We start from the raw sequence: 14431 nt of genomic DNA, 5'->3' as shown, positions 1-14431 counted from the left end.
CCCGCGGGCAGTTTCAGAACACCGCCGCCTCGACATCCGGGTAGGTGGTCGCCACCGATCGGTCGATCTTGTCCTCGAACCCCGGATAGGCCTCGACCAGATCGCCCATCCGCTCGCGCACCAAGGGCACGGTCTCGAAGTCGGCCAGTCCCTGTTCCACGCCTTCCTCGATGGCATCCCACAGCGTGACCAGATAGCGCTGCAGCCGCTCCAGGGTCGCGGCATCCTCGAGACGGCCATGCCCGGGCACGACTACGGCGGGTTCCAGTGCGATCAGTTCGTCCAGAAGATCGATCCACTGCGCGACATCGCCATCCCACACCGAGGGCGCGCGATCGCTGTAGACCACGTCCCCGGCCAGCAGGACGCGCTGCCGTGGCAGCCAGACACTCAGATCACCCGGCGAATGGGCGCCCCCGGACGGGATGATCACGACCTCGGTCCCGCCGAGGTCGCGGGTAATGCGCTCGTCGACTGCGGTATCGGGCAACCGCAGCGTGGTATCGCCAGTCGCCCCTTCGGTCATCTCGCGGAAGTTCTCGACCCAGCCCTCGCCTTCGGCCTCCATGCGCGCAATCGCCGCCGAGCCGGCCATGATCTCCGCCTCCGCGGCAAAGGCCGCATTGCCCAGCCAGTGGTCGCCATGGCTGTGGCTGTTCACGATCCAGCGCACCGGCTCGTCGGTGACCCCGGCGATCGCCTCGCGCAGGGCCACACCCATCGTCTCGGAGGAGCCGGTGTCGAACACCAGCACCCCGTCACCGGTCACCACAAACGCCATGTTCGCGTTCCAGCCCAGGTTCTCGCGACTGGGGAAATCCCGCGCCGGCGTCATCACCGCATAGACCCCGGGCGCCACCTCCTCCGGGGTCATCGCGTAGTCCCCGGGTGCAGCCGCGGCCGACGACTCCGCGAGCCCCACCTGCGGCATCGCCATCATCGCCAGGACCAGGGGCCAAAGACTCATTCCCTTCCATCGCTGCATCTCGTCACTCCCCATACCCGGCGACGTGCCGGCGGCCTCGCTCGATAGACTGCGCGGACGTGCCAAAGTGCCGCCCCCGCCCCGCTCCCGTCGTGGACGTGCCACGAGCACGAATGCGTTAGCATCCGAGCATACCCCTGCACGGAGCCCGCTGTGCGCCGAATCTCTCGAACCTTCCTGACCGGCCTGGCCGCCATCCTCCCGGCCGCCATCACGCTGGCCTTGCTGTGGTGGCTGGGGAGCACCGCCGAGGAGGTGCTGGGAGGACTGTTGCAGGCCATCCTGCCCGATCTTCTGTACTTCCCGGGCATGGGGATCCTGGCCGGCATCGGCCTGCTCTTCGGCTTGGGGGTACTGCTCCAGGCCTACGTGGTCCGCTGGCTGTTCGACTGGCTGGAAGGGCTGATGCAACGCATCCCGGTGGTCAAGACCATCCACGGGACCGTGCGCGACGTCACGCGCCTGGTCTCCGGCGACATCCACGAGCAATTCGGCCAGGCCGTGCTGGTGCAGCTGCCCGGCACCGACTTCAAGCTGGTCGGCTTCGTCACCCGCGAAGATTTCGCGGGTCTTCCGGACAGCCTTGGCGGCCCCGATACGGTCGCGGTCTACATGCCCATGAGTTACCAGATCGGCGGCTACACCCTGATGCTCCCGCGCGAACGCATCGAACCGCTGGAGCTGTCGCTGGAGGACGCGATGCGCTATGCCCTGACCGCCGGCGTCTCCGCGCGCCAGGAAAAGAGCTGAACGGGTAGAATCCGCCGCATGACGGAACACGATTCCAAGCCAAGGATCCTCGTCGGCGTCAGCGGCGGCATCGCCGCCTACAAGGCCTGCGAACTGGTGCGCGGGCTGAAGCGCGCCGGCTGCGAGGTGCGCGTGGTGATGACGGCCGGCGCCCGCGCCTTCGTGACCCCGCTGACCTTCCAGGCCCTGTCCGGCGCGCCGGTGCGCACCGAGCTGCTGGACGCCGAGGCGGAATCCGGCATGGATCACATCGCCCTGGCGCGCTGGGCCGACCGCATCGTGGTCGCCCCGGCCAGCGCCAGCCTGATTGCCCGCTACGCCCAGGGCCTGGCGGACGATCTGCTGAGTACGCTGCTACTGGCCACCACCGCGCCGGTCGCGCTGGCGCCGGCGATGAACCATCGCATGTGGACGCACCCGGCCACGCAGGCGAACGTCTCGACCCTGATCGAGCGTGGCGTGGCCCTGATCGGGCCGGACAGCGGCGACCAGGCCTGTGGCGAGCAGGGCGAGGGCCGCATGCGCGAGCCCGCCGCGATCGCGCGGGAGCTGCTGCAACCGGCACACGCCCCGCTGGCCGGGCGCCACGTACTGATCACCGCCGGTCCCACCTTCGAGCCGATCGATCCCGTGCGCTTTATCGGCAACCGCAGCTCCGGGCGCATGGGCTTTGCCCTGGCCGCGGCGGCGCGCGACGCGGGCGCACACGTGACTCTGGTGCATGGCCCGACAGCCGAGGCCGTACCCACGGGCGTCGCGGGCATCGCCACGGAGACGGCCGCCGCCATGCACGCCGTGGTGATGGAACGCCTGCCCGAGGCCGACATCCTGATCGCGGCCGCGGCCGTGGCCGACTACCGCCCGGCCGAGCCGCAGGCACAGAAGATCAAGAAATCCGACCCGGTGATGCACCTGGCGCTGGAGCGCACCCGGGACATCCTGGCTGAGGCGGCAACACAGGCGGCCTCCCTCCCCCGGCGCCCGTTCCTGGTCGGCTTCGCAGCCGAGACCGAGCACCTGCGCGAACATGCCGAGGCCAAGCGCCGCGCCAAGGGACTCGACCTGATCGCCGCCAATCGGGTCGGCGAGGGCCGCGCCTTCGGCACCCCCGACAACGAATTGCTGTGCCTCTGGGAGGGTGGCGAGCGCCAGCTCCCCAGCCAGCCGAAGACCCAGCTGGCCCGGGCGCTGATCGACCTGATCGTCGAGCGCCTGGAACAACGCTGATCGAATGCGAAACGGACAAGGAACCCCGCATGCCCGTCCCCGAGATTGACCTGAAGATCCTGGACCCGCGCATGGGCGCGGACTTCCCGCTGCCCGCCCCGGCCACCGACGGCTCGGCCGGCGTTGACCTGCGCGCGATGATCGAGGCCCCGCTGACGCTGGAGCCGGGCGCCGCCGAACTGATCCCGACCGGGCTCGCGATCCATATCGAGGACCCGGGCTACGCCGGGATGATCCTCCCGCGCTCCGGGCTGGGCCACAAGCACGGCCTGGTGCTGGGCAACCTGGTCGGCCTGATCGACGCCGACTACCAGGGGCCGCTGATGGTCTCCTGCTGGAACCGGGGCGCGAACGCCTACACCCTGGAGGTCGGCGAACGCCTGGCGCAGCTGGTCATCGTCCCGGTCGCCCAACCGAAGTTCCGCGTCGTCGAGGACTTCGAGGCGACCGCCCGCGGCGCGGGCGGCTTCGGCTCCTCGGGCCGGGGCTGAGGAGGCGCTACTCCAGGGCCGAGGCGGGGCCGAAGAACTCGTAGTTCACCTGCGCGTCGGGAATACCCATCCCGCGCAGATGGGCGCGTACCTGCTGCATGAAGGGTCTGGGCCCAAGGAAATACACGTCTACCTCGCGGCTGTCCGGCAGCCACTCGGCGAGCTGCTCGCGGCTCAGAAAGCCCTCCGCGTGCGGGGCATCGCTGGGGCGCGGCTCGCTGTAGCAGTAGCGCTGCGTCAGCTTCGCGGTGCGCTCGGCCTGAGCATTCAGCCAGTCACGAAACGCGTGCACGCCGCCGTGGCGCGCGCAGTGCACGAAGTGGACCTCGCGGCCCTGTGCCAGCGCCGCCTCGGTCATCGCGACCGCCGGGGTGATACCCACGCCCGCGGTCACGAAGGCCACCGGCCGGTCCGCGGGCCGCAGCACGAAGTCTCCGGCAGGCGGGAACACGTCAAGGATGTCGCCCGCATCCACCCGGTCATGCAGGAAGGTCGAGGCGACACCGCCCGGCTCGCGCTTGACGCTGATGCGCAGGGTCTCGCCATTCGCGGCGGCCGACAGCGAGTAGTTCCGCCGGAGCTCCTCGCCCTCGATCATCAGACGCAGGCCGAGATACTGTCCCGCCTGGTGCGGCGGAACCGGTTGCCCGTCGACCGGCTGCAGATAGAACGAGGTGATCTCCTCGCTCTCCGGAACCTTGCGCTGGACACGGAACGGGCGCGCGCCACGCCAGCCCCCGGGCTGCTGTTCGTTCGCGGCGTTGGCCTGCTCCTCCGCGGCGATCAGGATATCCGCCAGCTGCTGGTACGCCGCGGCCCAGGCATCCAGCACGGCATCGGTCGCCACCGCTTCGCCCAGCACCTCGCGCATCGCCTGCAGCAGGCAGCCGCCAACGATCGGATAGTGCTCCGGCTGCACCTGCAGCGATACATGCTTGTTGACGATCTGCCCCACCAGCGGGCCCAGCGACTCCAGCTGATCGATGTGGCGGGCATAGTTCAAGACGGCATTCGCCAGCGCACGGGACTGTTCGCCACTGGCCTGATGGGCCTGATTGAACAGGGGCCGAACCTCCGGGTGGTCGCGCAGCATGATCCGGTAGAAGTGCCCGGTCAGGGCCTCACCTCCGGCCTCCAGAATGGGTACGGTCTGCTGAATGATCGCTTTTTGCTCGGTGGATAGCATGTGTCGCCTCAGTTGATATATATGACGCGCAGCTTTATACCCTCGTACTAGCGGCCGGTCAAATCATACTGATGGTACGGATCTTTTAAGGCGCGCCCTCCGCGGTTCTTGGGCACAGTGCTAAACTGCCGCGCTGCAAAGATCGACAACCGGACCCAGCATGGATACCCAAACGGCCCATTCCGTAGCCCATGTCCTGATCGAGGCGCTGCCCTATATCCAGCGCTTCGCGGGCAAGACCATCGTGATCAAGTACGGCGGCAACGCCATGACCGAGGACCACCTGAAGGCCTCGTTCGCGCGCGACGTCGTGCTGCTCAAGCAGGTCGGCGTGAACCCGGTGGTCGTCCACGGCGGGGGCCCGCAGATCGGCGAGCTGCTCAAGCGTCTGGGCAAGGAGACGGAGTTCGTCAACGGCCTGCGGGTGACCGACCGCGAGACCATGGACGTGGTGCAGATGGTGCTCGGCGGGATCGTGAACCAGGAGATCGTCTCGCTGATCAACCGCTTCGGCGGGCGCGCGGTGGGGCTGACCGGCAAGGACGGCCAGATGATCCGCGCCACCCCGCTACGCGACTATGGCGCGGCCGAGGGCCAGCCGACCGTGGACCTCGGCCATGTGGGCGAGGTCGAAGGCGTGGACCCGGCGATCGTGCATACCCTGGACGAGAGCGATTTCATCCCGGTGATCGCGCCGATTGGCTTCGACCGCGAGGGCAAGGCCTACAACATCAATGCCGACACCGCAGCGGAAAAGCTCGCGGTGGTGCTGGATGCGGAAAAGCTCTTCCTGCTGACCAACACCCCGGGCGTGCTGGACGGCAACGGGGAACTCCTGCCCAAGCTGTCGGCCCCGCAGGTGGACGAGATGATCCGCGACGGGACCATCCACGGCGGGATGATCCCGAAGATCCGCTGCGCGCTGGATGCCGTGCGCAGCGGGGTGAACGCCACGCATATCGTCGACGGCCGCGTGGAACACGCGGTCCTGCTGGAGCTGCTGACCGACCAGGGCGTAGGGACGCTGATCAGCCGCTAGGGAGACGCTGATTGAATCGCGCGTCCGCGTTGGTGCCCCCTGTTTTCCGAGACAAGGCGCGTCGTGCAGCGGGTAGTGGTTCTACCCGCAAGCGGCGCAACGCAGGATCGGGGAACAGGGGGCACCAACCCGACAAGTGATTGAAAGAGCGGGCTCGGCCGCTTTTGCGCGCGCACGGCGTTGCGGCTCCCTTGTGCAGAAGACTGCACGGCAGTCACCGCGCCTTGTTCGCACGCAAAAGCGACTCGAGCGCGGACGTGCGATTCAATCAGCGTCTCCCTAGGAGAACGATTAATGCCCGCGACCGCTATTCGCGGCCGTTCATGACCAGCTGCTGGAAGTCGCGGCGATCCAGGTCCAGGCGTTCGTGGATCGCGGACAGCCGGTCGCGCTGGCCTCGGCGGTACTGGCGCTCCCGGGCGATACGGGCGTCCAGCTCCTCCAGTTCCGCGCGGTAACGGTCGGCCAGCGGAGAACCCTCGTTCGCGCCGTCCAGCTGCCGCCGGATACGCTCGCGCTCGCGCAACAGCGTCTTTTCCTGCGCCTCGCTGCGCTGGATATTCCCGGCAATCGAGCGCTCGCGGCGTTCGCGCAGCTCCTCGATCTCGTCCAGCGAGGCATAGGCACGGCGCAGCTGCTGCTCGCGCGCGGCACGGTCCTGGCGCGCGCGCTGGGTCGCCTCCAGGTCGCGTTCCGCCTGCTCGCGCTCGGCGGCGGCCTGCGCTCGTTCCTCGGCGCTCATCGGGGCCGGCAGGATCTCGCGCATGCGGCCCTCGGAGTCGTAAATCCGGCGCTCGCGCTGGCTGGTCTCCGGCTGCGGGGTGCTGGAGTAGTGTACGGTCCCGTCATCATCCACCCAGCGGTAGATGTCGGCCTGTACCGGAACCGCCAGCCCCAGCAGCAGCACCGCGGCCACCCACGATTGCCACAGGCCTTCCCGCTTCCGGTTGCGCGCACCCCAAATGACCATTCTCGAACACCTCGGACTCGCATTGATCGCCATCGTCGCCAACGGCTTCTCCGCCCTGGCGGGTGGCGGGGCGGGCCTGCTGCAGCTGCCCGCCCTGATTTTTCTGGGGCTTCCCTACCCCGTGGCGCTGGCCACCCACAAGATCGCCTCGGTGGCGCTGGGCGCCGGCGCCGGCCTGCGCCACCTCAAGAAAAGCACATTCGAGCCCGCGCGCCTAGGCATTATCCTGCTGGCCGGTCTGCCTGGGGTGCTAATCGGTGCCTGGCTGGTGCTCGGCATCCCGCCTCGGGCCGGCGAGATCGCCCTGGGCCTGCTGACCATCGGCCTCGGCTGGTACTCCTGGCGCCGCCCGCAACTGGGGCAGACGGTGCGCACCATCGGCTTTTCCTGGGGCCACGCCCTGATCGGGGCCGCCGGGCTGTTCCTGATCGGCGTGCTGAACGGCTCCCTCGCCTCGGGCACCGGACTGATGGTCACCCTGTGGCTGGTGCGCTGGTACGGCATGAGCTACACCCAGGCGGTGGCCTACACCATGGTCCTGGTGGGCCTCGTCTGGAACGGCGCCGGGGCGTTGATGCTCGGGACGCTGGGCACCGTGCAGTGGGACTGGCTGCCGGCCCTTCTGGTGGGGAGCTTCGTCGGCGGCTACCTCGGCGCCTGGGCGGCCCAGCGCTACGGCAACCGCCTGGTCAAGCGCGCCTTCGAAGTCGTCACCGTCCTCACCGGCATCGCCCTGCTCCTCCCGGTCCCCTGATCAATATCACCACGAAGCACACGAAGGCACGAAGAAGGTCAAGGGCGAAAAACCTTTATCACCACGGGGGACACAGAGGACACAGAGAAAGGATGGTTCGGGCGAAACATTCGCTGCGACACGGCCACACGCTGGAACGGGGTTGAATGCCGCTGAAGTCATCTATGCTGCTGGCGGCCTTTCGATTTTCTCCGTGAACTCCGTGTCCTCTGTGGTAACTAGCCTTTGACCTTGCTCTTCTTCGTGCCTTCGTGTGCTTCGTGGTGAAAAAGCCGGTCTATTCGTCGGGCTCGGTGGCGCCGGGGATTTCGCAGCGGTTGAGCAGATCGAAGTGTTCGATCCCCTCGAGGATGCCGCGGGCGTGGGTGGCCCCGGCGAAGTAGATGCGCTGGAAGCCGCGCAGGCTCTCGAGTTCGGGCTGGTGATTGCCCACCACCACGCCGAGCAGCCGGCCGCGCAGCATATCCTCGTCGTTTCCCGAATCGCCGGCGACCAGCACGTGCTCCAGCGGAATGCCCCACTTGTCGGACAGGTAGCGCACCGCCAGCCCCTTCGACGCCCGCACCGGCAGCAGGTCGAGGAACCGGTCGTGGGAGTAAATCACCCGCGCGTGCAGGTCCTCGCGGTAGAGCCGCGTCTCCACGGTCTCCGCGTCCAGACTCCCGGGGGGTTCGGCAAAGAAGCTGACCTTGAACGCCCGCTGGTCCGCATCCGGCTGCAGGACCAGGTTCTTCTCCTGGCGCAGGCAGTCGCGCAGCCGGTCCGGCTCCCAGCGATGGCTGATGTGACGCGCCCAGCCACGATCCTCGGTCTGTTTGGTGCCGTAATGGATCTCGCTCCCCACCGAGGTGATCCAGACATCCGGCGTCGGCACGCCGTGCTCCTCGAGGATCGCCGCGGCGGAATCGATGCGCCGCCCGGTGGCCACGCCGAAGGCGACCCGCTTGCGGTTGCGCTTGAGCCAGGCGACAAACGCGCGGGTGGCCTTGTCGTCGCCCAGCAGGGTGTTGTCGATGTCGGTGATCACGGCGCGATCCATCTGCGCCAGGTGACTGGAGACCCGGCGCTCGTGATGGCGCGCCTGGCGCACCTCGCGGGTCAGAGATTTCACCAGCTTCACGTATTTCTCGGCGTGGCCGTCCCAGGAATAGTGCTGGCGCACGCCCTTGAGCCCGGCGCGCGAATAGCGCTGCCAGCGCGGCCGGTCGGCCAGGATGCCCTGGATGGCGTCGGCGATCCCCTCCGGGTCCAGCGGGTCGATCAGCTGGCCGTTGTGGCAGCGCGAGATGATCTCCTCCGGCCCGCCGTCGTTGGTGGCCACGATCGGGGCGCCGCTGGCGGCCGCCTCGATCAGGGTCAGGCCGAAGGGCTCAGTCAGCGCCGGGTTCACGAACACCCCCTTGCTGGAGGCCACCAGGCGGTAAAGGTCGGGCACGTCCTCGGAGTCATGGTGCTTGGGATACGCCACCTGGCCGTAAAGGTCATGGCGGTCGATACGCAGGAGCAGGTCGGTCAGGACATCCCGCGCGCCCTTGTCCAGGTCGGCAATGTCGTCACGGTTGCCGGCGACGATCAGCAGGTTGGCGTTCTCGCGCAGCCAGTCATTCCCGGCGTATGCCTCGACCAGGGCGCGGATGTTCTTGCGCTCGTCGGCGCGCGACAGCGCCATGATCAGCGGCCGGTCGGGGTAGCGCAGGAAGCGGCGGATCTCGGCCCAGATAGCCGGCTTGCGCTCCCCGCGCTTCGGCGGATGAAACCGCGCCAGGTCGGTACCCGGCGGGATCACTTCCATGCGTTCCGGCTGGTAGTTGTCGTAGGCGGCGTACTGTTCGCCGATCTCCTGGCGGGTGCTGGCGATCACCCGATGCGCATGCGCCAGGGCCTCTTCCTCGGCGTGGATCCGGGTGGAGATGTTGTAGCGGGCCTCGATGTCGGCATCCGACATCCCGCTCTCACGCAGGCGTTCGCGCTTGACCCGCCCCAGCGAATGGCCGGTCTGGAGCATGGGGGCGCCCAGCAGGTTCGACAGCTGCACCGCGACATGTCCGGCATCGGCATAGTGGCCGTGGATCACGTCCGGGCGCAGGCCCACGCCGCGGATATGCCCCAGGGCGTTGTCCGCGAAACAGTCGAGGTAGGGCCACAGCTTTTCCTTGCGCAGGTAGCGCCGCGGGCCGCAGTCCAGCCGCACGATCCGGGCCCCGTCGCCGAGATCCTCCTCGGGCTCGGCGTAGTCGTCGGCTACCTTGCTGTCGACCACGCGGCGGGTGAGCAGGTCCACCCGGCCCACCTGCGGGTGGCGCGCCAGGGCCCGCGCCAGTTCGACCACGTAGAGCGTCTGCCCGCCGGTGTCGGCATCGCGCCCCAGTTCCAGGTCCTGCCCGCGGATCAGACCGTGGACACTGATCAGGACGAGGTAAAGGCCTTCGCCATCACGAGACTTGCTCTGGGTCTTTTTCATGGCACCTCGGGTTCCGGGCTGTCGAACAGGCTCAGGGTCTCGGGGTTGTCGATCAGGCCCTGGGAGACCAGCACGGCGGTGGCCGACCAGGTCTGGCGATAGTTGGCGCGGCGCCCGACCAAGCGGCCGTGGCGACCGTCGTAGTACTCCGGCCAGTGGTCACGATGCAGGCGCTCGGCCGCGACCGCGTGCACACTGCGCGCCAGGTCGGGCCGCCCGACCCGCATGGCGGCCCCGGTGAACGCCCACAGCAACGCCGGCCAGTTGCCGCCGTTGTGGTAGGACCACGGAGTATTCTTGGGGTCGGACCCGGTCAGCAGACGCCATTCCTCGCCAACCATCGCCGGATAGCAGATCTTCACCGGCATGGTCCCGATCAGGTCCTCGAAGCGCTGCTCGAAGGTCTGCATAATCGAGCGCGACTGGTGCTCGTCGGCCAGCCCGAACAGCACCGCCAGCAAGTTTCCGAAGCTGAAGAACCGGAAATCCATCCTTCCCGGCCCGAGGTTACCGACCAGGTAGCCGCTCTCCGACGGGATCCAGTCCACCAGCCAGTCGGGGATACTCTCGGGGTAGATATTCAACGCGTTCTCGGACTCGTGGCCGAAGTGCTCGGTGCGATAGCGGTGGATATCGTTCAACCGCTCTAGATCCAGCCAGTAGTAGTGGCGGATGTAGTCCGACAGCTGCCGGGTACGGATCGCGGACTGCTCGCACAGGAGTTCGGAATCCCGGTCGCAGGGCTCCAGCATCGCCAGTGAGGCCTTCAGCATCCCGTAGAACAGCGCCTGGATCTCCAGCGGGTGGCCGAACACCCCCATGCGCCGGTCGATCATGAAGCTGCCGTCCGGCACCAGCAGGGTCGGGAAGACCTCGAAACGGTCCTGCAGACAGATGCTGAGGATCAGGCGGATGCCGCGCTGCACATCCGCGCTCTTGATGAATTCGTGGTCGCCGGTGCGGTTCTGGTAGGCGCGCAGCAGCAGTACCCACCACATCATGGAATCCACCGGGGCGACGCGTCCGATCGCCCGGTCGCCAAAGTCCGCGGCCAGGGCCTCGCGGCCGTTCTCGTCGGTGAACACCCGGAAACTCGCCGGCATCACTCGCGGCAGCCGGCGGTGACCCTCGATCTCCTCCTGCGTATCGCGGATCTGCAGGATCAGCGCGAGGAAGTCCCGCACCACCTCGGGCTCGTCGTTCAGCAGATAGACCAGCCCCGAGGGCACGAAGTCGCGGATAAAGCAGTCGGCATAGTTCTCCGCCGGCGCCCGCTCGTCCAGGCTCGCCACGGTGCCGACCGTGCGCCCGCGATAGCGCACCTCGGCATCGCGCAGCAGCTGATAGGCGGATTCGAGCGTCGGATTCCGGGCGTCGGGGGGGAGCTGATTCATGACCCCGAGTCTATGGAAAGCGGGCCCGATGTGCACGTGTCACGGACCCCTTCCACGCGGCGCTCAGGCGGACTCGGGGTGGCGCGGCATCGGCGGCTCGGCGGCCGGCCGGGCGAACAGGTAACCCTGACAATAGTCGACCCGATCCTTCAGCCAGCGCCATTCGTCGGCGGTCTCGATCCCCTCGGCCACCACCTGAATATCCAGGTCGCGGGCCAGCTCCACGATCTTGTCGAGGATCTTCTGCTGGTAGATATCGCCATCGATGCCGCTGACCAGTTCGCGGTCGATCTTCACGAAATCCGGGCGCAACTGGGAAAGCATGTTCAGCGAGGCGTAGCCGGCCCCCAGATCATCGAGCGCCACCTGGAATCCGGCCCGGCGGTAGCGCTCCACGATCCGTGACAGGTGCTCGATGTCCGTGACCTGATCGCTCTCGATCACCTCGAACACGAAACCACTGGGCCCGGCACGGCCGGCCGGGCGCGAGTTGATCTCGCGCACCGTCGTCTCCAGGCAGAAGGCCGGATCATAGATGGCGGTCGGGTTGAAGTTGATGAACAACCGGCTGCCGATCCCGCGCTCGCTGGCCCGGCGAATCGCGTTGATGCGCGCCGAGCGATCCAGATGGAACAGCAACTCGGCATTGCGCGCCGTCTTGAACAGCTCCGGTGGCGGGATGGGGTCGCCACCCGGCGTGGAGGCCCGTACCAGCGCCTCGTAGGCGAAGACCTCGGCTGGGTCGGCCGCGTGCACGATGGGCTGGAAGTGGAAGTCCAGGGCATCGTTGGCCAGGATCGCGGAGAGATCGCGGGCATTATGCCGGGCGATCAGCGTGGACAGCAGGTGGGTATCCTGCAGATGCCCGAGCCCGAAGTCCTCGCCCTCGGGCACGAAGGTCGCGCGGCAACCGGCCTGCTCCGAGCTGCTCAGGGCCTGCTCCAGGCGCACCAGCATCTCGCCCAGCCCGCCGGCACCCTTCACCGGCAGGGCCAGGATCCCCGAGGTCGGCTCGGCACAGGGCAGCTGTTCGTCTACCATGCGCTGACGCAGGGCCGCGCGGGTATGCGCCAGAACCGGCGCCAGATAGAGGGTGCCGGAGGCCGCCGGCAGCAGGTCAATACGTTCGCAATCGGGACAGCCCACGACCACCTCCAGCGGTCTTGTCTTCGGTCCGGGCCCAGAACCCGGGGTGTTCCTCGGGGTCCCAACACCACAGACCCTCGTCTGTTGGCAGACAATCCTATCGACCCGGAGGTTGCATGAGTCAATCCGATCGCCCGACGGACGCCGAACTGCGCGAACGCCTCACGCCGGAACAATACCGCATCGCCCGCGAAGGCGGTACCGAGCGCCCCTTCACCGGCGCCTACAACAACCACAAGGCCGACGGCACCTACCACTGCGTCGCCTGCGGCGCCCCCTTGTTCGACTCGCACGCCAAGTTCGACTCCGGCTCCGGCTGGCCCAGCTACACCGCGCCGGTGAGCGAAGACGCGGTCGACGAACACCGCGACCGCTCCCTGGGCATGGAACGCACCGAAGTGCGCTGCGCGCGCTGCGACTCGCACCTGGGGCATGTCTTTCCCGACGGCCCGGCGCCGACCGGGCTGCGCTACTGCATCAACTCGGCGGTGCTCGACTTTCATCCACGCGGCTGAGCGCCTCCATCCGCCCGGGCCATGACGGCCCGGCAACGCCCCGAAGGGAATCCCATGTCCGGCCAGACCACCCCGCGCGAGCGCGCGAATGTCCTGATCCTTGCCCTCGGGCAGGCCCTGTTCCTGATCGCCGCGGTCACGGTGATGACCCTGAGCGGCGTGGTCGGGGAACGCCTGGCGGCCGATCCGGCCCTGGCCACCCTGCCAGTCGCCGCGATGATGGTCGGCACGCTGATCAGCACCCTGCCGGCCTCGCTGTTCATGAAGCGCTTCGGGCGGCGCACCGGCTTCCTGCTGGGCACCAGCGTGGGCGGGGGCGGCGGTGCCGCGCTGGCCGCCGCCGGCGTCTTCGCCGAGGGCTTCTGGCTGTTCGTACTGGGCAACCTTCTGCTGGGGGCCTACCAGGCCTTCGCCATGTACTACCGCTTTGCCGCCGCCGATGTCGCCAGCCCCGCCTTCCGCCCGCGCGCCATCTCGCTGGTGATGGCCGGCGGCGTCGTGGCCGCCTTCCTCGGCCCGTGGAACGCCCACCACGCCCAGGCCCTGTTGCCGGGCACGCCGGAGGCCGGCCCCTATCTGGTCCTCGGCGCCCTGGCCCTGCTGGCGATGACGCTGCTGGCCTGGCTGCGCGTGCCGGCGCCACCGCCGGAGGAACGCGGGCCGGCCCGACCAATGCGCGAGATCCTGCCGCAAGGGCGCTTCCTCGTCGCGCTGACCGCCGCCGCGCTGGGCTATGCGGTCATGGTGCTGCTGATGACGGCGACGCCGCTGGCCATGCGCCACGCCGGCTTCGACATGGGCCAGATCGCCCTGGTCATGCAGTGGCATGTATTGGGGATGTTCGCCCCCTCGTTCGTGACCGGCCATCTGATCACCCGCCTCGGGATCACGCGCATCCTGGCGCTCGGCAATGCGCTGGTGCTGTTCAGCGTGGCGATCGCCGCGCACGGGGAGACGCTGGCGCATTTCTGGCTGGCGCTGTTCCTGCTGGGGGTCGGCTGGAATTTCCTGTTTATCGGCGGCAGTACGCTGCTGACGACCACGCATACGGCCACCGAGAAGGGCAAGGTCCAGGGCGTGAACGACCTGACCATCTTCACGCTGGTCACGGCCGGGTCGCTGCTGGCCGGGGCACTGCTGCGACCGCTGGGATGGGACGGGATGAATCTCGCGATGCTGCCGGTGATCGCGGTACTGACCGTCGCTATCCTCTGGCTCTGGCGTGATGACGCCCGCGCCCCGGCGCGCGCCTGACCTCGCCACACGCCCGCCACGAACGCTGAAGGCTTCGCTATCGCTGATTGGCTGGCCCCGGTTCGTCGCTGGTGTTTACGGTGCCTTCGGTCCGGCGCCTGCCTCGCGGTGGCTGGTCCTGGTTCGTCCTCCGGAGTTTACGTGCCTCCGGTCCGCCGCATGCCAGGCGCTGACTCGCCAGCGCGCCCCGAGGTACTTCTTTGCTCGTGCAAAGAAGTACCCAAGAAACACGCCCGACTGCCGCGACCCCGGCCCGCTG

At 68.1% G+C, this 14431-nt stretch carries 13 protein-coding genes; 7 read left to right on the top strand and 6 right to left on the bottom strand.

The genetic code is table 11. The annotated features are described in order from the left end of the window. Positions 1 to 13: 13 nt before the first annotated feature. The gene (locus F627_RS0112565) at positions 14 to 967 is read right to left on the bottom strand and encodes an MBL fold metallo-hydrolase (RefSeq protein ID WP_019584247.1); all 954 of its coding nucleotides are present in this window, start codon (positions 965 to 967) and stop codon (positions 14 to 16) included. 171 nt (positions 968 to 1138) lie between these two features. On the opposite strand from F627_RS0112565, the gene F627_RS0112560 reads away from it, so the two are divergent. The 3 genes from F627_RS0112560 to dut are packed head-to-tail and all read left to right on the top strand — an operon-like array spanning position 1139 to position 3453. Then, positions 1139 to 1735 carry a DUF502 domain-containing protein gene (locus F627_RS0112560; protein WP_018881534.1) on the top strand — a complete coding sequence of 199 codons (597 nt, stop codon included), beginning with the start codon at positions 1139 to 1141 and terminating at the stop codon, positions 1733 to 1735. 18 nt (positions 1736 to 1753) lie between these two features. Next, positions 1754 to 2962, top strand: coding sequence for a bifunctional phosphopantothenoylcysteine decarboxylase/phosphopantothenate--cysteine ligase CoaBC (gene coaBC / locus F627_RS0112555; protein ID WP_019584246.1), 1209 nt, complete (start codon positions 1754 to 1756; stop codon positions 2960 to 2962). 29 nt (positions 2963 to 2991) lie between these two features. Then, positions 2992 to 3453 carry a dUTP diphosphatase gene (gene dut / locus F627_RS0112550; protein WP_018865451.1) on the top strand — a complete coding sequence of 154 codons (462 nt, stop codon included), beginning with the start codon at positions 2992 to 2994 and terminating at the stop codon, positions 3451 to 3453. A 7-nt stretch (positions 3454 to 3460) separates the two neighbouring features. Here the strand turns inward: dut and hmpA are convergent, their stop codons facing one another. Then, entirely contained in the window at positions 3461 to 4639 is a 1179-nt protein-coding gene (gene hmpA / locus F627_RS0112545; RefSeq protein ID WP_019558379.1) for an NO-inducible flavohemoprotein, read from the bottom strand. 160 nt (positions 4640 to 4799) lie between these two features. On the opposite strand from hmpA, the gene argB reads away from it, so the two are divergent. Further along, positions 4800 to 5678, top strand: coding sequence for an acetylglutamate kinase (gene argB, locus F627_RS0112540; RefSeq protein ID WP_018865449.1), 879 nt, complete (start codon positions 4800 to 4802; stop codon positions 5676 to 5678). 307 nt (positions 5679 to 5985) lie between these two features. Here the strand turns inward: argB and F627_RS0112535 are convergent, their stop codons facing one another. Next, complete coding sequence (locus F627_RS0112535) at positions 5986 to 6648, bottom strand: DUF4124 domain-containing protein (protein ID WP_019584245.1); 663 nt, start codon at positions 6646 to 6648, stop codon at positions 5986 to 5988. Here F627_RS0112535 and F627_RS0112530 point away from each other — a divergent pair. Further along, positions 6641 to 7402 (top strand): sulfite exporter TauE/SafE family protein, encoded by a 762-nt coding sequence (locus F627_RS0112530; RefSeq protein ID WP_018865447.1) that lies wholly within the window; start codon positions 6641 to 6643, stop codon positions 7400 to 7402. The genes F627_RS0112535 and F627_RS0112530 overlap by 8 nt on opposite strands. Before the next feature lie 277 nt (positions 7403 to 7679). Here the strand turns inward: F627_RS0112530 and F627_RS0112525 are convergent, their stop codons facing one another. From F627_RS0112525 to F627_RS0112515, 3 genes are all read right to left on the bottom strand, one after another. Further along, the gene (locus F627_RS0112525) at positions 7680 to 9863 is read right to left on the bottom strand and encodes an HAD-IIB family hydrolase (RefSeq protein ID WP_019584244.1); all 2184 of its coding nucleotides are present in this window, start codon (positions 9861 to 9863) and stop codon (positions 7680 to 7682) included. Then, positions 9860 to 11257: a glycoside hydrolase 100 family protein gene (locus tag F627_RS0112520; protein ID WP_018876633.1), complete on the bottom strand. Its 1398-nt coding sequence runs from the start codon at positions 11255 to 11257 to the stop codon at positions 9860 to 9862. Before F627_RS0112520 ends, F627_RS0112525 begins: the two co-directional genes overlap by 4 nt. Before the next feature lie 63 nt (positions 11258 to 11320). Then, positions 11321 to 12403 carry an EAL domain-containing protein gene (locus F627_RS0112515; RefSeq protein ID WP_019584243.1) on the bottom strand — a complete coding sequence of 361 codons (1083 nt, stop codon included), beginning with the start codon at positions 12401 to 12403 and terminating at the stop codon, positions 11321 to 11323. 116 nt (positions 12404 to 12519) lie between these two features. Between F627_RS0112515 and msrB the strand changes: the two genes are divergently transcribed. Together msrB and F627_RS0112505 are read left to right on the top strand one after the other, a co-directional pair. After that, positions 12520 to 12918 carry a peptide-methionine (R)-S-oxide reductase MsrB gene (msrB, locus tag F627_RS0112510; RefSeq protein ID WP_019584242.1) on the top strand — a complete coding sequence of 133 codons (399 nt, stop codon included), beginning with the start codon at positions 12520 to 12522 and terminating at the stop codon, positions 12916 to 12918. A 54-nt stretch (positions 12919 to 12972) separates the two neighbouring features. Further along, positions 12973 to 14172, top strand: coding sequence for an MFS transporter (locus F627_RS0112505; RefSeq protein WP_019584241.1), 1200 nt, complete (start codon positions 12973 to 12975; stop codon positions 14170 to 14172). Positions 14173 to 14431: the final 259 nt, after the last annotated feature.

The sequence above is a fragment of the Thioalkalivibrio sp. ALE16 genome (assembly GCF_000381305.1).
Lineage (GTDB): Bacteria > Pseudomonadota > Gammaproteobacteria > Ectothiorhodospirales > Ectothiorhodospiraceae > Thioalkalivibrio.
The sequence above is the reverse complement of the archived record's forward strand: the minus strand, read 5'-3'. Positions and strand labels throughout refer to the sequence as shown.